19 protein-coding genes are annotated in these 19083 nt (G+C 55.9%); 12 read left to right on the plus strand and 7 right to left on the minus strand.

What is annotated here, in order from left to right:
* Nucleotides 1–596: 596 nt before the first annotated feature.
* From sufA to ldtE, 7 genes are all read left to right on the plus strand, one after another.
* Nucleotides 597–974: a Fe-S cluster assembly scaffold SufA gene (gene sufA, locus GYRE_RS18045; protein WP_038257214.1), complete on the plus strand. Its 378-nt coding sequence runs from the start codon at nt 597–599 to the stop codon at nt 972–974.
* A 2-nt stretch (nt 975–976) separates the two neighbouring features.
* On the plus strand, nt 977–2464 hold the full coding sequence (sufB, locus tag GYRE_RS18050) for a Fe-S cluster assembly protein SufB (protein ID WP_038257218.1): 1488 nt from the start codon (nt 977–979) through the stop codon (nt 2462–2464).
* 16 nt (nt 2465–2480) lie between these two features.
* Nucleotides 2481–3227, plus strand: coding sequence for a Fe-S cluster assembly ATPase SufC (gene sufC / locus GYRE_RS18055; RefSeq protein WP_038257221.1), 747 nt, complete (start codon nt 2481–2483; stop codon nt 3225–3227).
* Nucleotides 3202–4473, plus strand: a complete 1272-nt coding sequence (gene sufD / locus GYRE_RS18060; RefSeq protein ID WP_038257224.1) for a Fe-S cluster assembly protein SufD — start codon at nt 3202–3204, stop codon at nt 4471–4473. The genes sufC and sufD overlap by 26 nt, the downstream gene beginning before the upstream one ends.
* Nucleotides 4473–5693 (plus strand): cysteine desulfurase SufS, encoded by a 1221-nt coding sequence (gene sufS / locus GYRE_RS18065; RefSeq protein ID WP_038257226.1) that lies wholly within the window; start codon nt 4473–4475, stop codon nt 5691–5693. The genes sufD and sufS overlap by 1 nt, the downstream gene beginning before the upstream one ends.
* 12 nt (nt 5694–5705) lie before the next feature.
* Entirely contained in the window at nt 5706–6122 is a 417-nt protein-coding gene (sufE, locus tag GYRE_RS18070; protein WP_006820167.1) for a cysteine desulfuration protein SufE, read from the plus strand.
* A gap of 97 nt (nt 6123–6219) precedes the next feature.
* The gene (gene ldtE / locus GYRE_RS18075; RefSeq protein ID WP_038257228.1) at nt 6220–7224 is read left to right on the plus strand and encodes a L,D-transpeptidase LdtE; all 1005 of its coding nucleotides are present in this window, start codon (nt 6220–6222) and stop codon (nt 7222–7224) included.
* 65 nt (nt 7225–7289) lie between these two features.
* On the opposite strand, the gene lpp is transcribed toward ldtE, so the two are convergent.
* The 3 genes from lpp to ynhH all read right to left on the minus strand — a co-directional run bounded on the left by lpp (nt 7290) and on the right by ynhH (nt 9496).
* Nucleotides 7290–7526 carry a murein lipoprotein Lpp gene (gene lpp / locus GYRE_RS18080; protein WP_001082307.1) on the minus strand — a complete coding sequence of 79 codons (237 nt, stop codon included), beginning with the start codon at nt 7524–7526 and terminating at the stop codon, nt 7290–7292.
* A gap of 310 nt (nt 7527–7836) precedes the next feature.
* On the minus strand, nt 7837–9258 hold the full coding sequence (pykF, locus tag GYRE_RS18085; protein ID WP_038257233.1) for a pyruvate kinase PykF: 1422 nt from the start codon (nt 9256–9258) through the stop codon (nt 7837–7839).
* A 7-nt stretch (nt 9259–9265) separates the two neighbouring features.
* On the minus strand, nt 9266–9496 hold the full coding sequence (ynhH, locus tag GYRE_RS25340; protein WP_420823021.1) for a protein YnhH: 231 nt from the start codon (nt 9494–9496) through the stop codon (nt 9266–9268).
* Between the two features lie 222 nt (nt 9497–9718).
* Between ynhH and fumD the strand changes: the two genes are divergently transcribed.
* Nucleotides 9719–9931, plus strand: coding sequence for a fumarate hydratase FumD (fumD, locus tag GYRE_RS18090; RefSeq protein ID WP_006820163.1), 213 nt, complete (start codon nt 9719–9721; stop codon nt 9929–9931).
* Nucleotides 9932–10669 carry an extracellular solute-binding protein gene (locus GYRE_RS18095; protein ID WP_038257236.1) on the plus strand — a complete coding sequence of 246 codons (738 nt, stop codon included), beginning with the start codon at nt 9932–9934 and terminating at the stop codon, nt 10667–10669.
* On the opposite strand, the gene GYRE_RS18100 is transcribed toward GYRE_RS18095, so the two are convergent.
* The 4 genes from GYRE_RS18100 to GYRE_RS18115 form a co-directional block, all read right to left on the minus strand.
* Complete coding sequence (locus GYRE_RS18100; protein WP_038257238.1) at nt 10649–11395, minus strand: ABC transporter ATP-binding protein; 747 nt, start codon at nt 11393–11395, stop codon at nt 10649–10651. The two genes, GYRE_RS18095 and GYRE_RS18100, sit on opposite strands and share 21 nt — an antisense overlap.
* The gene (locus GYRE_RS18105) at nt 11392–12450 is read right to left on the minus strand and encodes a FecCD family ABC transporter permease (protein WP_258522026.1); all 1059 of its coding nucleotides are present in this window, start codon (nt 12448–12450) and stop codon (nt 11392–11394) included. Before GYRE_RS18105 ends, GYRE_RS18100 begins: the two co-directional genes overlap by 4 nt.
* Nucleotides 12383–13450 carry an ABC transporter substrate-binding protein gene (locus GYRE_RS18110; protein ID WP_038257244.1) on the minus strand — a complete coding sequence of 356 codons (1068 nt, stop codon included), beginning with the start codon at nt 13448–13450 and terminating at the stop codon, nt 12383–12385. The genes GYRE_RS18105 and GYRE_RS18110 overlap by 68 nt, the downstream gene beginning before the upstream one ends.
* Before the next feature lie 143 nt (nt 13451–13593).
* Nucleotides 13594–15765 carry a TonB-dependent siderophore receptor gene (locus GYRE_RS18115; RefSeq protein ID WP_038257363.1) on the minus strand — a complete coding sequence of 724 codons (2172 nt, stop codon included), beginning with the start codon at nt 15763–15765 and terminating at the stop codon, nt 13594–13596.
* Nucleotides 15766–16186: 421 nt separating this feature from the next.
* Between GYRE_RS18115 and GYRE_RS18120 the strand changes: the two genes are divergently transcribed.
* Genes GYRE_RS18120 through GYRE_RS18130 form a run of 3 tightly spaced genes read left to right on the plus strand, consistent with a single transcriptional unit; the run spans nt 16187 to nt 19079 of the window.
* Complete coding sequence (locus GYRE_RS18120) at nt 16187–17017, plus strand: ABC transporter ATP-binding protein (RefSeq protein ID WP_038257246.1); 831 nt, start codon at nt 16187–16189, stop codon at nt 17015–17017.
* Nucleotides 17014–18030 (plus strand): FecCD family ABC transporter permease, encoded by a 1017-nt coding sequence (locus GYRE_RS18125; protein ID WP_038257250.1) that lies wholly within the window; start codon nt 17014–17016, stop codon nt 18028–18030. The genes GYRE_RS18120 and GYRE_RS18125 overlap by 4 nt, the downstream gene beginning before the upstream one ends.
* The gene (locus GYRE_RS18130; RefSeq protein WP_038257253.1) at nt 18027–19079 is read left to right on the plus strand and encodes a FecCD family ABC transporter permease; all 1053 of its coding nucleotides are present in this window, start codon (nt 18027–18029) and stop codon (nt 19077–19079) included. The genes GYRE_RS18125 and GYRE_RS18130 overlap by 4 nt, the downstream gene beginning before the upstream one ends.
* The last annotated feature ends 4 nt before the right edge of the window (nt 19080–19083 follow it).

Raw genomic sequence — 19083 nt, forward strand, 5'->3', positions numbered from 1 at the left:
CCGCCATCTTTCCCGGAGTTGTCGCCTGGTTTCAGTGCCATATAATACCTCTCAATAAATACCACATTTTTTGTGGTGTTAACTTTATATTGTATTATTAGTCCGAAAACAAACTTATATTATTATATATTGATATAGTGAATTGGATTCATATATATTATTGTTTTTATAAATTTAAAAAACTATTAACCAAATTCGATCTATTATTTATTAGCTAAATGTTTTTCGAGTACTAATATAAACAGAAGGTTCTCTCCTCAAACGACGCTTGTAACCATGCTCTCGCTAACCCCTTGATCTCTCTACCACTCACCGGTTTTGGCATTTTGAGGGATCTATCAGACAAATAGGTATTTTCAATGCATTTTTATCACATCCTGGTTTTACGCCGATAACCTCCGCTAAAGTCATTATTTATCAATCTATTGAACAAAATTCTCCTGTCCTGTTAAGCCCTGTAACAGGGTCTATGCTTAATAAAAGCCACTGAAACAGCCCATTTGCCGGAAAGCCCCTGCTGGCAAGGGGTTGAAGTGATAATCATTATCACTACCATAGAGTCATGGCCCTGGTGGCTTCAACACATGAGGTGGACTATGGATGTACATTCAGGAACCTTCGATCCCAATGACTTTGCCTGGCAAGGACTCAGCCTGACGCCTGAGGCCGCGGCCCACGTCCGCGAGCTGGTGCAAAAAAATCCCGGCATGCTGGGCATGCGGCTCGGCGTGAAGCAGACCGGGTGCGCCGGTTTTGGCTACGTGCTGGATACGGTCAGTCAACCGAATGACGACGATCTGCTGTTCGAAACCGACGGCGCGAAGCTGTACGTATCGCTGAAAGCGATGCCGTTCATTGATGGTACCGTCGTGGATTATGTCCGCGAGGGGTTAAACCAGTTGTTTAAGTTCCATAACCCGAAAGCACAGCACGAATGTGGCTGTGGCGAAAGTTTTGGGGTGCAGGCGGAGTAATTATGTCTCGTAATACTGAAGCAACTGACGATGTCAAAAGCTGGACCGGCGGTCCACTGAATTATAAAGAAGGGTTCTTTACCCAGCTTAAAACCGACGAGCTGGCCAAAGGCATTAACGAAGAAGTGGTGCGTGCTATCTCTGCAAAACGTAATGAGCCGGAGTGGATGCTCGAATTTCGCCTGAATGCGTTTCGTGCATGGCAGGAGATGGAGGAGCCGCACTGGCTGAAGGCGCATTATGACAAACTGAACTATCAGGATTACAGCTATTACTCGGCGCCATCGTGCGGTAACTGCGATGAAACCTGTGCCTCTGAGCCGGGCGCGGTACAGCAGACCGGAGCAAATACCTTTCTGACCAGTGAGGTCGAGGACGCATTCAATCAGCTGGGGGTTCCGGTCCGTGAAGGGCGAGAAGTGGCAGTCGATGCCATTTTTGACTCGGTGTCCGTCGCGACCACCTACCGCGAGAAACTGGCGGAGCAGGGGATCATCTTCTGTTCCTTCGGCGAAGCGATCCACGATCACCCTGAGCTTGTGAAAAAATATCTTGGCACCGTGGTGCCGGGGAACGACAACTTCTTTGCCGCACTCAACGCGGCGGTTGCTTCAGACGGCACCTTTATTTATGTGCCGAAGGGCGTGCGCTGCCCGATGGAGCTCTCAACCTATTTTCGCATCAACGCTGAGAAAACCGGCCAGTTCGAACGCACGATTCTGGTGGCGGACGAAGGCAGCTATGTGAGCTATATCGAAGGCTGCTCCGCCCCGGTGCGCGACAGCTACCAGCTGCACGCGGCGGTGGTGGAAGTCATCATCCATCGCGATGCGGAGGTGAAATACTCCACGGTGCAGAACTGGTTCCCGGGCGACAACAATACCGGCGGGATCCTCAACTTCGTCACCAAGCGTGCGCTGTGCGAAGGCGAGAACAGCAAAATGTCGTGGACCCAGTCGGAGACCGGCTCTGCCATTACCTGGAAATACCCGAGCTGCATCCTGCGCGGGGATAACTCGATTGGTGAGTTTTTCTCGGTGGCGCTGACCAGCGGGCATCAGCAGGCTGATACCGGTACCAAAATGATCCACATCGGCAAGAACACCCGATCGACCATTATCTCGAAAGGGATCTCCGCCGGGCACAGCCAGAACAGCTATCGCGGCTTAGTGAAAATCATGCCGACCGCGACCAACGCGCGCAACTTTACCCAGTGCGACTCCATGCTGATTGGCCCAGACTGCGGGGCGCATACTTTCCCCTACGTCGAGTGTCGCAACAACAGCGCGCAGCTTGAACACGAAGCCACCACGTCGCGGATCGGTGAAGATCAGCTGTTTTACTGCCTGCAGCGTGGGATCTCAGAAGATGATGCCATCTCGATGATCGTCAACGGCTTCTGTAAGGATGTCTTCTCAGAGCTGCCGCTGGAATTTGCCGTGGAAGCGCAGAAATTGCTGGCGATAAGCCTTGAACACAGCGTCGGTTAAGGATTAAGGGAACACTATGTTAAGTATTAAAAATTTGCAGGTTGCCGTTGAAGATAAAGAGATCCTGCGCGGGCTGAGCCTTGAGGTCCGCCCGGGTGAAGTGCACGCCATCATGGGGCCGAACGGCTCCGGGAAGAGTACGCTTTCAGCAACGCTTGCCGGGCGCGAAGATTATGAAGTGACCGGTGGAACGGTAGAGTTTCACGGTAAAGATTTACTTGAATTGTCACCGGAAGACCGGGCCGGTGAAGGGATCTTCATGGCTTTTCAGTATCCAGTGGAGATCCCAGGCGTCAGCAACCAGTTCTTCCTGCAAACGGCGCTTAACGCGGTGCGTCAGTATCGGGGCCTGGAGGCGCTCGATCGCTTCGATTTTCAGGATCTGATGGAAGATAAAATCAAACTGCTGAAAATGCCGGAAGATCTGCTGACCCGTTCGGTGAACGTGGGCTTCTCGGGCGGGGAGAAAAAGCGTAATGATATCCTGCAGATGGCGGTCCTGGAGCCTGAATTGTGCATTCTTGATGAATCCGATTCCGGGCTGGATATCGACGCGCTGAAGATTGTCGCCGACGGCGTAAACTCTCTGCGTGACGGCAAGCGGTCATTTATTATTGTGACCCACTACCAGCGTATTCTCGACTACATCAAACCCGACGTGGTCCACGTTCTGTATCAGGGGCGCATCGTGAAAAGCGGTGACTTTACTCTGGTTAAACAGCTGGAGGAGCAGGGCTATGGCTGGCTTACCGAACAGCAATAACGTGCTGCAACAATGGCATCACCTGTTTGAAGCTGCAGGTATCCCGCGCTCTGAACAGGCGCAGCAGCATTTGCAACAGTTGCTGCACCTCGGGCTGCCTGGGCGTAAACATGAAGACTGGAAATACACGCCGCTCGATGGGCTGCACAGCGGCAACTTCGTGACGCTGACGCCTGCGGTTGTTGATGCAGCGCTTCGCGATGCGCTGGCGTTGCCGATTGTTGCCACGCGGCTCGTGTTCGTCGACGGCGAATTTATACCGGCGTTGAGTGATGACCTGGCCGACAGTGGTTTTGCGGTCACGGTAAACGATGAGCGACAGTCTCTGCCGGATGCGGTACAGCCGGAAGTGTTTTTACACCTGACGGAAAGCCTGGCGACGACGGTCACGCATATTCGCGTAGCGCGCAACCAGCGGCCGGTAAAACCGCTGCTGCTGATGCACATCACCCAGGGGCTGGAAGGCGACGACATGCCGACGGTGCACTATCGTCACCACCTTGAACTGGCGCAGGGCGCAGAGGCAACGGTGCTGGAGCATTATGTCAGCCTGAACACCAGCCGCCACTTCACCGGTTCACGACTGACAATGCAGGTGGCGGATAACGCGCAGCTGCACCACCTCAAGCTCGCGTTTGAAAATCCGCAAAGTTACCACTTTGCCCATAACGATATTCTGTTGGGGCAGGATGCCGCCGCCTTCAGCAGCAGTTTCCTGCTCGGTAGCGGCGTACTGCGCCACAATACCAGCACCCGTCTGAGCGGTGAGAACAGCACCCTGAGGGTGAATAGCCTGGCAATGCCGGTGAAGAGTGAAGTGTGCGATACACGCACCTGGCTTGAACACGGTAAAGGCTACTGCAACAGCCGCCAGCTGCATAAAACCATCGTCAGTGATAAAGGGCGGGCGGTGTTTAACGGCATTATTAACGTCGCGCCGCACGCGATTAAAACCGACGGACAGATGACCAACAACAATTTGCTGCTCGGCAGGCTGGCGGAAGCTGACAGCAAGCCGCAGCTGGAAATCTATGCCGACGACGTCAAATGCAGCCATGGGGCGACGGTTGGGCGTATCGACGACGAGCAACTGTTCTACCTGCGCTCGCGTGGGATAGGCCAGCAGGCGGCGCAGCAGATGATTATCTACGCCTTTGCGGCTGAGCTGACCGAAGTGATTGACGATGAAGCCCTGAAACAGCAAGTGTTGGGCAGGATTGGCGAACGCCTGCCAGGAGGAAAATAATGACATTCTCGGTGGATAAGGTGCGGGCAGATTTTCCGGTACTTGCCCGGGAAGTCAACGGCCAGCCGCTGGCCTATCTCGATAGTGCCGCCAGCGCGCAGAAACCCGAGCAGGTGATTAGCGCAGAGGCCGAGTTTTACCGCCACGGATATGCAGCCGTGCACCGGGGGATCCACACCCTTAGTGCCGAAGCCACGACGCGCATGGAAGAAGTCCGCCAGCAGGCGGCCACGTTCCTGCACGCCGGTTCGGCGGAAGAAATTGTCTTTGTCCGGGGGACCACCGAAGGGATAAACCTGGTGGCGAACAGCTGGGGGGCCAGCAATGTAGGTGCGGGTGACAACATCATCATCAGCCAGATGGAGCATCACGCCAATATCGTGCCGTGGCAAATGCTCTGTGCGCGCATCGGGGCCGAGCTGCGGGTCATCCCGCTTACGCCGGACGGCACGCTACAGCCTGATGCGTTACAGGGGCTTCTGGATGAACGCACGAAGCTGGTGGCAATAACCCAGGTATCCAACGTGCTGGGCACCCAGAACCCGCTGCTGGAAATGATTGCTCTTGCTCACCAGCATGGGGCTAAAGTGCTGGTGGATGGCGCACAGGCGGTGATGCACCACCCGGTAGACGTGCAGCAGCTGGATTGCGATTTTTACGTCTTCTCCGGCCACAAGCTGTATGGCCCGACCGGGATAGGTGTGCTGTATGCCAAAGAGGCTATTCTGCAGGAGATGCCGCCGTGGGAAGGTGGTGGTTCGATGATTGCCACGGTCAGCCTCACCGAAGGTACCACCTGGGCGAAAGCGCCGTGGCGCTTTGAGGCTGGTACGCCGAACACGGGCGGGATTATCGGGCTTGGCGCCGCGCTGACCTACGTAAGCGCGCTGGGGCTGGAGACAATTGCTGAATATGAACAAACCCTGATGCACTATGCGCTCGGTGAGCTGACCAGCGTTCCCGATCTGACGTTGTACGGCCCGGACGACAGGCTGGGAGTGATTGCCTTTAATCTCGGCAAACATCATGCCTTTGATGTCGGGAGCTTCCTCGATAACTACGGGATTGCGATCCGCACCGGACACCACTGCGCCATGCCGCTGATGGCATTCTATGGCGTACCGGCGATGTGCCGGGCGTCGCTTGCGATGTATAACACCTACGAAGAGGTGGACAGGCTGGTCGCAGGGCTCAAGCGTATCCACCGTTTACTGGGCTAGCAGGGAGACAAAATGGCTGTTTTACCCGACAGAGATAAGCTTCTGCGTAATTTTTTGCGCTGCACCAACTGGGAAGAAAAGTATCTCTATATGATTGAACTGGGGCAGCGCCTTGAGCCGCTGAGCCCGGCTGAACATAGCGCAGAGAATATTATTCAGGGCTGCCAGAGCCAGGTGTGGATTGTGATGGAGCAGGGAGAAGATGGCATCATGACCCTGCGCGGCGACAGCGATGCCGCGATAGTTAAAGGGCTTATCGCTATCGTGTTCATTCTCTATCATCAGATGACTGCAAAAGACATTGTCGCCTTTGACGTGCGCCCGTGGTTTGAAAAAATGTCCCTGACGCAGCATCTCACGCCCTCGCGTTCGCAGGGGCTTGAAGCAATGATCCGCGCAATTCGTACTAAAGCGGATTTTTACAGCTAAACTTATATCGCTATGCTCCTGTTTTGCGGGGTGGTTTTTCGCCCCGCGGGTCTTTCAGCTTTCTGGCCGCTTGCCAGTGAATACAGGAATCAAAACGATGATAAGAGCGTCTTTCAGTACACTAACACTTATAGGCGCCCTGAGCGCCTTCTCCTCCGCCTGGGCGCTGGATTACCCCTTGCCGCCTGCGGGCAGCCGTCTCATTGGACACAATCAAACCTACACCGTACAGGAGGGGGATAAAAACCTGCAGGCTATTGCCCGACGCTTTGATACCGGGGCGATGCTGATCCTCGAAGCCAACAACACGATTGCGCCCGTGCCTAAGGCGGGCACTACCGTCACCATTCCCACCCAGTTACTGTTACCGGATGCTCCACGCGAGGGGATTATCGTGAACCTTGCTGAACTGCGGCTCTATTACTTCCCGCCGGGTGAAAACATCGTTCAGGTGTTCCCGATCGGTATCGGCCTGCAGGGGCTGGAAACGCCGGTGATGGAGACGCGGGTCGGGCAAAAAATCCCGAATCCAACCTGGACGCCGACGCCGGGGATCCGCAAACGCTCGCTGGAGAAAGGGATAAACCTGCCCCCTGTGGTGCCAGCAGGGCCAAATAACCCCCTGGGACGCTTTGCACTGCGTCTGGCGCACGGCAATGGCGAATACCTCATCCATGGCACCAGCGCGCCGGACAGCGTCGGTCTGCGCGTTAGTTCGGGCTGCATCCGCATGAATGCCCCGGATATCCAGGCATTGTTTTCACAGGTGCGCACCGGAACGCCGGTGAGGGTGATTAATGAACCGGTGAAATACTCGGTTGAGCCTGACGGTAAACGCTATGTCGAAGTGCACCGTCCGTTGTCGCCGGAAGAGGAACAGAACGTGCAGACAATGCCGTATGTCCTTCCTGCCGGGTTTACCGCGTTTAAAGAGAGTAAAGCGGTAGATCATGCGCTGGTAGAAAAAGCGCTGTACCGTCGTGCCGGGTATCCGGTGGTGGTCTCCACAGGGCAGTCGCCGGTAGCCAGTAACGGCTCAGTTGAGTCGGCGCAGAATGTCTCGCCGGTGAATAGTGCTGAAGGACGCGCAATGCAGGAGTGAGGGGAGCGAGATTCGGGGCAAAAAAAATGGCGCACAATGTGCGCCATTCTATTACACAGGTACTATTACTTACGGTATTTAGTAGCCTGGTTGTCCAGACGCTGGTTAGCGCGTGCTGCGTCGTCTTTAGCAGCCTGAACGTCAGAACGCATTGCGTTCACGTCGTTGCTCAGCTGGTCAACTTTAGCGTTCAGAGTCTGAACGTCAGAAGACAGCTGATCGATTTTAGCATTGCTGGAGCAACCTGCCAGCAGAGTAGAACCCAGGATTACCGCGCCCAGTACCAGTTTAGTACGATTCATTATTAATACCCTCTAGATTGAGTTAATCTCCATGTAGCGTTACAAGTATTACACAAACTTTTTTAGGATGAGAATATTTTTTTAATGCGAATGCACTTATTTTTGATCGTTCGCTCAAAGAAACACCGACTCTGAGAAAAACGTGCAAAAAACTGTGTTAAAACAGGACGCTTCCATCGGATTCATCTTAGATAATCCGCGCTTAAATAGTAAAATCCGATTTGATTTTTTATTGATAGTGACTATCAGTGGGAATAAAAAAGGCGCTCCGGAGAGCGCCTTTTAAACAAACCAATTAGTTTGTGTATTATTACAGGACGTGAACAGAGGCGGTATTGGTGGTTCCGCTCGGTACCAGCGCACCAGAAACCATCACGACAACGTCGCCTTTTTGTGCCAGACCACGCTCAACCAGCTGCAGTGCCACTTCTTTACCCAGGCGGTAGAAATCGTCGGTAGAAGCGATTTCTTTCACCAGGTGAGGAATAACGCCTTTGCTCAGCACCAGCTGACGGGCAGTTACTTCGTTGGTGGTCAGCGCGAGGATGGTTGCATCCGGGAAGTATTTACGGATAGCGCGTGCAGATTTACCGCCCTGGGTGGCAACCACGATCAGCGGTGCTTCCAGTTTCTCAGCGGTTTCAACGGCACCACGGCATACGGCTTCAGTGATACGCAGTTTACGGCTGTCGTTGTTGTAGTCCAGACGGCTGGTCATCACGCGGTCAGTACGCTCACAGATGGTCGCCATGATGGTGACCGCTTCCAGCGGGTATTTACCCTTAGCAGATTCACCAGACAGCATAACAGCATCGGTACCGTCGAGGATGGCGTTTGCAACGTCGCCGGCTTCAGCGCGGGTCGGACGCGGGTTCTTGATCATGGAATCCAGCATCTGGGTCGCGGTGATAACGACTTTGCGCGCGCGGACGCATTTTTCGATGATCATTTTCTGGGCGAAGATAACTTCTTCAACCGGGATCTCAACGCCCATGTCGCCACGAGCAACCATGATGCCGTCAGAGGCTTCGAGGATTTCGTCGAAGTTGTTCAGGCCTTCCTGGTTTTCGATTTTGGAGATGATCTGGATGTTCTCGCCGCCGTGAGCTTTCAGGTGCTCACGGATTTCCAGCACGTCAGAGCGCTTACGGATGAAGGACGCCGCAACGAAGTCAACGCCTTGCTCACAGCCGAAGATCAGGTCCTGTTTGTCTTTCTCAGCCAGCGCCGGCAGGGCAATAGAAACGCCCGGCAGGTTAACGCCTTTGTTTTCGCCGAGGTCGCCGTTGTTCAGGACTTTACAGATAACTTTGTTACCTTCAATCGCGGTGACTTCCATACCGATCAGGCCATCATCAACCAGAACGGTGTTGCCCACTTTCAGGTCAGAAGGGAAGCCTTCGTAGGTAACGGCAACGATTTCGCTGTTACCAACAACGGATTTGTCGGTAGTGAAGGTGAAGGTCTGGCCTGCTTTCAGGGAGACGTCATTACCGCCTTCCAGCTTGATGGTACGGATTTCCGGACCTTTAGTGTCCAGCAGAATCGCCGCTTTTTTACCGGTTTTGCTCATCACGTTGCGCAGGTTTTTGATGCGCTGACCGTGTTCAGCATAGTCGCCGTGAGAGAAGTTCAGACGCATGACGTTCATCCCTGCGTCCAGCATTTTGGTCAACATCTCTTCGGATTCGGTTTTCGGTCCGATGGTGCAAACAATTTTGGTCTTTTTCATGACAGTCTTAGTCTTTAAGTTGGGAAGGATATGGAAATCTCGGTCCATGGGCGTGCTGCCATGGAGTTAAACCTGTAGTGCGAAAGTTCAGATGCCACGACCTAAGGATAGGTGACATCAAAAAAGCGTGCAGAGGAAAGTGTGCTGGTGGTTCAGCCCAGCAAAGGAGGCGATTTTTTAAGCGTTGAAGTGTGCAATCCAATGCGCTGAAACCATTCAATAAATAAACGAAGCGCATTATACGATGTTACGAGTAAAAAAGAAAATGAAAACGCTGTTTCAAAACGTCAATAGGTTTAATAACAAATTAAAAACCATTTGCCTGCTGCCCGATAACCGTTTGCCGCTTTTAAACTGAAATTAACGCGTCATTCCGCCCAATGACTCGGTTGTTATTTGATATATATAAATTTTTTATCAATAATAATCCTATGAATAACGTCGCAGCGGAGCGTGAGTGATGGGGAATCAGGCAAAAGAAGACGCCCTTTACCAGGAAATGTGTCGGGTCGTGGGAAAAGTGGTGCTGGAGATGCGCGATTTGGGACAGGAACCCAAGCATATCGTGATAGCCGGGGTGCTCAGAACCTCGCTCGCCAACCGCAAAATCAAACGCAGTGCGCTTACCGAGCAGGCGATGGTCGAAGTGGTTAAGGCGCTGGCGGGGGAATAAATGACCGCCTCGTTGACCCTTTTCGCTGCAGGCAGCCTGCGACGTGCGCTGGTGCCGCTGCTGGAGACCTTTCAACAACAAACCGGAATACGCGTGGAGGCCCACTTTGGCCCGGCCGGTCTTCTGCGTGAACGTATCGAGGCCGGAGAGCGCTGTAGTTTGTTCGCCTCTGCTAACACGGCGCACCCACAGGCGCTACTGGCGGCCGGGAGTGCAACAACAGTGCACTCGTTTGCTGCCAACCATCTCACCCTCACCGTCAGAAACACGCCCGACACGGCAAATGCCGACTGGCTGAGCCTGTTGCGCAACACATCGTTACGGGCGGGCACCTCCACGCCGGGCTGCGATCCTTCCGGCGATTACACCTGGCAACTGTTCGACAACATTGAGGCTCTGGTGCCTGGGCTTGGCGACGCGTTGAAGAAAAGGGCGCAAAAAGTGGTGGGTGGGCGTGACAGTGTCACAGTTCCGGAAGGCGAAATCGCCAGCGCGTGGTTGATTCGCCAGAACCTTGTGGATCTGTTTATCGGTTATGCGCATTACGCGCAGGCGCTTGCCGGGCAAAAAGAGGTGCGCGTAGTGGCTATTCCTCCGGCTTACAATCCGCGTTGTGAATACCAACTGGCAGTGCTGGATGATGCGCCTGAGGTGCGTCAGCTTGTCGCGTTTATTACCGGGCCTGAGGGGCAAGCCCGGCTGCGGGAGGTGGGTTTTCTACCGCTCAATGGCGAATAACGGCGCCAGTACCGCACCGTGCGCCAGCGCCAGGCGGCGAACCGGTAATCCGTAGGCTCGCTGCAGATTTTCCTCGCTCAATACGCTCTCGCTTTCCCCCGCCAGCCATTGCCCGTCTGGCAGCAATAACAGCGTGTGGCTGGCAACCTGTAAGGCATGGGTAGGATCGTGGGTGGTGAACACCACGCTACGTCCCTGGCGGTGCGAAAGGTCGCTCAGCAACTGCAGCACCACCTGCTGATTAGCCAGATCCAGCGCCGAGCAGGGCTCATCTAATAAGATGGTCTGGCTGCCGTTGACCAGCGCCCGGGCTATCATGACTAACTGCTGCTGCCCGCCGGAGAGCTCACTGAACGTGCTCTGCGCCAGCGGGGCAATGTTCAGCTGTGACAGCACGGCTGCCACCTGATTTTCATCTTCCTGGGCTGGCTGGGAAAACAGCGGCACATGGCGAGCGCGTCCCATTAGCACGACATCCTGCACGCGCCAGGCAAACGCCGGGCGAAAAGACTGCGGCACGATACTGACGCCGCCCACTATCTCTACATTGCCGGCAAGCGCCGGCAGTACCCCGGTCAGGGTATCCAGTAGGGTGCTTTTTCCGCGCCCGTTAGCGCCGAGCACCGCCCACACGTCGCCCGCCCGGCAGGCGAAGCTCAGCGGGGCAAACAGCGGTTGACGGTGACCAAAGAGCAGCTGCGAGACCTGTAACGACAGGGTATTCATCTGAGCCTCCGCCGGTTGCTGCGAATCAGTAAAAAGGCGAACACCGGGGCACCCAGCAGGGCGGTGAGGATCCCGATGGGAATTTCCGCCTGGGTTAAGGTTCGCGCCACGTCGTCGACCACAATCATAAAGCTGCCGCCAATCCAGAAGGAAACCGGCAGCAGGCGGCGGTGGTCGGCCCCCACCAGCAGCCGCGCCAGATGGGGGATAACCAGCCCAACCCAGGCGATGCTGCCGCTGACGGCCACCTGGGCGGCGACCAGCAACGCGCAGCATACCAGCACGCCACGACGCAGGGGCTTGATATCAACCCCCAGCGCCCGGGCATCTTTTTCATCGAGCGACAGCAGATTGATACGCCAACGAAGCATCCACAGCACGCAACCAGCCATCAGCACCGGCACCGCAAGGATCTGCACTTTATGCCAGTTGGCCGTGGCGAAACTGCCGAGCAGCCAGAAGACGATGTTCGGCAACGTTTCTTCGGTGTCGGCGAGGTACTGCATCAGGCTCACCAGCGCGGCAAAAAAACCACTGAGGATGATCCCAGAGAGGATAAGCACCAGCGTACTTTCCCGATTTTGCAGCGCTGCAACGGCGTACACCAGCCCCAGAGCGGCGAGACCAAAGGTGAAGGTTGAGCTCATCATCAGCATGGGGCTTAAACCCAGCAAAATAGCCAGCGTCCCGCCGAAGGCCGCGCCGGAGGTCACGCCGATGATGTGCGGATCGACCAGTGGATTGCGGAACACACCCTGAAGCGTTGCGCCGCACAGGCCCAGCGCACCGCCCGCCAGCAGCGCGGTGATAACGCGCGGCAACCGCACCGACCAGACCACCTGTTCGGCAATCCCTCCTGCATCGGCGGTTCTTATCATCTGGCTGATAACCTCAGGCAGGCTGAGTCGGTACTGTCCAAGGCATAGCGAGGCCAACGCCAGCACCACCGTCAGCAGGATGAGCCCAGCCTGCAGGCAGGCAAAGCGCTTATTTGTCACCGTCTGGCTGCCATTGGGTGCGATAAAAACGCTGGTACCAGTCCTGCGCGACGGCATCGACATCCGTATTCAGGTAGCGCTGCGGGTAGAGTTTTTTCGCCATCCACAGCTCGCCAATCGCCATTGCTTCCGGCATTGGGTAGCCCCAGGCTTTGGCATATTCCGGCATCAGCCAGACGCGGTGGTTTTTTACCGCATCAATCTGCTGCCAGCTGGGATCGTTCTGTATCTGTTTCACCACTTCCGGATAGCGGTCCTGAACAAAAATAACTTCCGGGTTCCATTGCAACACCTGCTCAAGGGACACCTGGCGTGCGCCTTTGATGCTCGCCGCCGCTACGTTAAGCGCGCCCGCGTGGTTCATCATCAGCCCGGTGTATTTGCCGGAGCCATAGGTGTTGAGATCCGGGTTAGCCATATACACGCGGACCCGTTTTTCCGCCGGAATATCCGCAACCGGGGCGTTGAATTTTGCCCGCAAACGGAAGGTCTCTTCGATAAGCGTCTCGCCCTGCGGCTGGCGGCCCACCACGTCGGCAATCAGACGAATTCCTTGCTTAAGCCCGTCGTTGTAGGTCTGCTCTTCGTTGCCCATTGTCGGGTTCATTTTATTCTTTTCGCCCGCGCTGTCCTGGCGCAGGGAAATGGCCACCACCGGGATCCCGGCGTTCTGGATCTGCTGGATCATTGCCTCAGGGGCGTAGTTGGCCACGAATACCACCTGCGGGTGCAGCGTCAGCAGGCTTTCAATATTGACCTGGTTGAGATCGCCAGGCGTCGGCAGCTTCTCTATTCCAGGCAAAAAGCGGGCGAATGCCGGGCCGAGCTGCTTTTTCCAGCTGCTCAGTACACCGACGACATCCTGGCCAGCATCCAGCTGCACCAGCAGGTTGAGGGTTTGATGTTGAAGTACCACTACCCGATTAACATGGTCAGGGATAGTGACCTGGCGGCCAAGCTGGTCGGTGACGGTGCGGTCAGCGTGTGCGCTTGTCGCGGCAAACAGCGCTGCACCTGCGAGCCACAGGCTCAGCAATAAATGGTGTGGTTTGGTCATAACGTGGACTCAGTAAGAAGGGGGAAATTCGGTGTGTATTAAATTATATAACGATGTGAGGGGCAAACCTTTTACTGAGAAACGCGATATTTTTTGAGGAGCAATGAAATGCAGCCCCCTCACAGGAGAGGGCTGGTGGAGGATCAGAACGCCATTTTTACCGTCAACTGTACTTCACGTGGCTCGCCAACCTGGTTACCCAGATTATTGGTGGCGATAGACGAGGTGTAGTAGGTCTTGTCGAACAGGTTTTTGATGTTCATCTGTAGCGTAACCGGGTACTGCAGCTTCAACTGATAAGCGGCAAATACATCGGCAACGGCGTAGCCCGGCAGATAGTAGTCTGCGCCATTGGTGCCGGAGCGTTTGCTGACGGCGTGACCACCGGCCCCAAGCGTCAGCGTATTGCTGTTCCAGACGTTGTGAATATCGTAAGACAAATACAGGGAACCGGTATGCTTCGGCACATTAGGCAGCGGTTTACCGGCGTACTGCGGATCGTCGAGTACCGTGGCGTCGGTATAGCCGTAGCTTGCGATCACGTTGAGGTTATCCGTTAGCGCTCCGGCCACGTCGAACTCCACGCCCTGTGAACGAACTTTGCCCGCCGTTTTCGCCACGATTTCGCTGCCGACCTGCTCGTTATACAGCACGTTGCGTTTATGGATGTCGAAGAACGCAAGGTTGGCGGTAATACCGGTAAAGAGATCGAATTTCGCACCTAATTCGTATGCGGTAGACTCTTCCGGCGGCAGTTCGCCAATGTAGCTGGCAATAGACGACTGCGGCATAAACGCCTGCGAGACGTTACCGAACAGTGATACGGCAGGCGACAGCTTGTAGACCAGGCCAAATTTTGGCGTCCATTTTTCATCGCGACTGTCAGTGTTTTCACGGAACGGACGCCCTTTACCGGCAAACTGGGTGTAGTACTGATAACGTACCCCGGTCACCGCAATCCACTTATCGGTGAGGTACAGCGCGTCCTGCACGTAGGCGGCGTAGCTTTCCTGCTGAATACGCTGGTCGCTGTCGGCGGCCGATACGGTAGTGCACTTATCGAGCGTACCGTACACCGGGTTGTAGATGTTGAGGCTGTTTTTCACGTTCTTACAGCGGATCATATCGGTACGCAGCAGATCGTAATTCTCATACGCCACGCCGGTCAGGATCTCGTTATAAAAGCCACCAATCAGCACATTGCCCTGTAAATCGGCGCGCGTGGCGTGCATCCGCTGGGTCGAGCCCTGGGTGGCATCCACGCGGCGGGTGAGGTTGCCGGTGGTGGAGTCATAGGCCATCACTCGCGCCTGGTTGTCGCTGTATTTATCCTGGCTGTAGCTATAGTCGAAACGAGCGGTCCACTGGCTGTTGAGGCGATATTCCGCATTCAGCTGAGCAAGGTCCGAGAAACCGTCGGTAATGTTAAAAGGTTCGTCGAAGCGGGTGCGTGGGTCGACATCAACCATCCGGCCTTTTTGCATATCGTAGATCGTACCGCGATCGAACGGCACGCTATAGTCGCGGTGGGTGTAAGCCACGTTAATCGTCGCGTCATCGCCAAACCACGTCAGGGAAGGGGCAATAAACGTGCTCTTCTCTTTGCCGAAGTTGCGCCAGTAATCCTCGTTCTGGTATTCACCGATCAAGCGGTAAGCCAGACGAGTCCCTTCAATCGGGCCGGTAACGTCAAACTGGCTGGTGCCGCCGCCAAAACTGCTGGAGGTGGCGGAGATGGAACCACCGAAGGTGCGTTCCGGGCGTTTGGTCACCACGTTAATCAGACCGCCAGGGTCGAGGATCCCGTACAGGGTCGACGCCGGGCCTTTCAACACCTCAACGCGAGAGGTCGCCGCGTTAAAGCTGCGCGGTAGCACGGTGCGCAGACCGTTGGTCATGATTGAACCGTCACGGTTGGCACCAAAACCACGGCGTACAAAAGCATCCTGTGTACCGCCAAGAGTGTTGGTCTGCACGACGTTGGCGACGTTATACATCGCTTCGTCGAGCGAGGTGACGTGCTGATCTTCCAGTACCTGATCGCTCACGGTGTTCACCACCTGCGGGATATCCAGCAATGGCATGTTGGTGAGCGTCGCGGTAGCACTACTGACCGGTTGATAACCACTGGTGGTCGGACGGTCCGCCTGGGCGACCCCGCCGACCACCGTCATGGTGTCTTCGTTTTTTTTGTCGTTAGTTGCGCCGTGCTTTTCGGCGGCCATCAGCCCTGGTGAGGCGAAGGTTCCAATAAAAAGGAGTGAGAAAAGTGCACGCCCTTTTTTCCCCGTCATGGTTGGGGTGAATACTGTCATTATCTGTTTCCCAAAAATCCTGCCTGCGCTGTTGCGGCAGAAAAAGCCAATAAAATCATTGCTCATTACATTTTTATCTCACCGGTCAGGCTACGATGGCCGTCCGGATGTGTAATTGAGAATCATTCAATCACGTGAGAATGTAGTAGTAAATGCAAAAGCGTGGAAAAAAATCTGCCGCTGAAAAATTGCCTTTTGGAGTTGTTTCTGTAATGCCGTTAAATAATTAATATTTTGTTATATAAGGAATTATTTTGTTGTTGCTGGCTGGAGCCTTGCCAGAGGTGGTCTGAAATAACCTGAGTTTTTCCAGGGTTTGAGAGGTATTGACTACTACAGCGATAGCTATCATGATCAAAAGAGAATGAGATTTATTTATATTTAGTGCACAACGCCATGCCGTTGCGGCGCAGGAGAGAACATGCCACAGCGGGTGGAATCACAAGTGAGCCATAACGGGCAGGGACTAGTGCTGGAGTCGCTCAGCGCCGGGTACGGTAATCGCGTAGTGGTCGACAACGTTTCTCTGGAAATTCCACCGGGGAAAATGACCGTCCTGGTCGGCGCGAACGGTTCCGGGAAATCAACCCTGCTGGCGACCATCGCCCGCATGCTCAAGCCGCAGGGCGGCAGCGTGCTGCTCGAGGGCGAGAGCATTCACCATCTGCCAACCCGTGAAGTCTCACGGCGTTTGGGTATTCTGCCCCAGGCTCCGCTCATCCCCGAAGGACTCACCGTTTTTGAACTGGTTTCACGCGGACGCTACCCGTGGCAGGGCTTTTTACGTCAGTGGTCCGACGCCGATGAACGTGCCGTGGAAGACGCCCTGCGGTTGACCGGAACGGCGGCCTTTGCTCATCTTCCCGTCGACAGCCTGTCCGGTGGCCAGCGGCAGCGCTGCTGGATTGCGATGGCGCTGGCACAGCAAACCAGCACCATTTTGCTTGATGAGCCGACGGCGTGGCTGGATCTGCGCTACCAGGTGGAGATCCTCGAGCTACTGCAAACGCTGACCCGCCAGCACGGACGCACGGTGGTGGTTGTCCTTCACGATCTTAATTTCGCCGTCAACTATGCCGATATGCTGGTGTTTCTGCGTCAGGGAAAATTATGCGGCGTAGTGAACGAAGGGGAGCCTTGTACCCCGGAAATGATTAAAACCGTCTTCGACGTCGATGTGCAGATGTCGGTAAATCCGCGTAACGGTAAACCGTTCTTTATTCCTTTCGGCGCCCCGGCGGAGTCCGCATGATGGCGGCTATTTCGATCGCTCGCCCGCAGAGCCGTCGCCGTTCGGGTGTCGCTATCGCGCTGCTGACGGGGCTATTGGTTGCGGCAAGCGTTATCCACCTGGGCCTCGGCGCACGCTACATTGCGCCGCAAACCGTGGTTCAGGCGCTGACCCATTATGATCCGCATAACTTCGATCACCGAATTGTGGTGACTCTGCGTCTGATGCGCCTGCTGGCAGCCTTGCTTACCGGTGCGGCACTGGGCGTTGCAGGGCTCCTGCTGCAAACGCTGATCCGCAATCCGCTGGGAGAACCGCACATCCTCGGGTTGAACGCCGGGGCGGCGCTGGCGGTGGTGGCGGGCTCTGCCCTGGGGCTGCGCGAACTGGCGCAACCCTGGCTTGCCATCGGCGGTGCCGGAGCCCTGTTCACCGTGGTGATGCTGCTGGCTTCATCAGGCCGTGGAGGCGTGACGCCGCTGAAGGTGACGCTCTGCGGGGTTGCGCTCTCGGCGTTTGCCTCGTCGATAACAGCGGCAATCCTGATCCTTGACGAACAAACCCTGCTGGCGATGCGCACCTGGCTGGTGGGCGATCTTGCCGGGTTGCGCTGGGACATGCTGCAAACGGCAATGATCCCGGCAGGAGCTGGCGCGCTGCTTGCCTGCACGATTGCGCCGCGGCTCAATATTCTGGCTCTTGGCGATAACATTGCGCGCGGGCTGGGCGTCAATTTACTCGGCACCCGCGTCTGGGGATTGCTGGCGACCGCGCTGCTGTGCGGCGCTGCGGTATCTCTCGTCGGGCCGGTGGGTTTTATCGGTCTGGTAGTGCCGCACCTGATCCGTCGCCTGGTGACGGAGGATTTGCGCATCGCGATTCTGCTTGCCGCACCCACCGGGGCCTTGTTGCTGTTGCTGGCAGATATTGCCGCCCGCACGCTGCTGGCACCGCAGGAGCTTTCCACCGGTGTGATGACCGCGCTGGTAGGGGCTCCGGTCTTTATTGCGATTGCGGTGAGGTGTTTTAAATGAGCCGGGCACTGCACCGCGCCGGTTTTCGCCGCGCAAAATGGGCAGACCGTAGCCTGCTGCTGCGCCCGCGTCCGCTGCTGGTGGGTAGCGCAGTGCTGCTGGTGGCGCTGTTGTTGCTGATGTACAGCTTAACCCGTGGCTCGATGCCCGTTCCCAGCAGTGACATTGCCCGGGCGCTGCTGATGCCGCAGGCGCTCAACGAACAGCAGCAGTTTATCGTCTGGGATATTCGCCTGCCGCGCCTTCTGATGGCGGTGGTGTGCGGCGCTATGCTCGGTATGGCCGGAGCAGCGATGCAGTCGATCACCCGTAACGGTCTGGCCGATCCTGGACTTATCGGAGTGAAAGAGGGCACCAGCATCATGGTGCTGTCGTTAGTGCTGTTCTTCCCGACGGTTGGGCTGCTGTGGCGGCCGTTGGTCGGATTGCTCGGCGGCCTGTCCGTGGCGCTGCTGGTGGTGGTGCTTGCCCGCGATCTCTCTCGTCCTCGTTTCATTCTGATCGGTATCGGCGTCTCCTGGCTGCTGGCGGCAGGCGTTGGTATGTTTATGACCACCGCCGATGTGCGCGATGTGCAAACCGCGATGGTCTGGCTCTCTGGCAGCTTACAGTCCTCCACCTGGCCGCTGCTGATGGTGGCGATGGTCTGGGGATTGCCCGGTGTCCTGCTGCTCTTTTATACCGCCCGGGCGGCTGACGTGGCGCTGCTTGGCGACCATACGGCTACCGGGCTTGGCGTTCAGCTTCCCCGGCTGATGCTGCTGCGTTTTCTCGCGCCGGTACTGCTGACTTCCGCCAGCGTCTCTTGCGTGGGAAGCCTTGGTTTTGTTGGCCTGATGGCCCCACACATGGCGCGTTTTGTGCTGCGCGGGGGCCAGGTTTCACTGTTGTGCGGCAGTGCGTTAACCGGTGCATTACTGGTGCTGGCGACAGACACCATTGGTCGGCTGGCGTTTGCGCCTTTGCAGATCCCGGCCGGGATCGTGGTGGCGCTGGTCGGCACGCCGTTTTTTATTCTGTTGCTCTGGCGTCGTCGCGACGCGCTTTAAAAGA

The sequence above is a fragment of the Yokenella regensburgei ATCC 49455 genome (assembly GCF_000735455.1).
Taxonomy (GTDB): domain Bacteria; phylum Pseudomonadota; class Gammaproteobacteria; order Enterobacterales; family Enterobacteriaceae; genus Yokenella; species Yokenella regensburgei.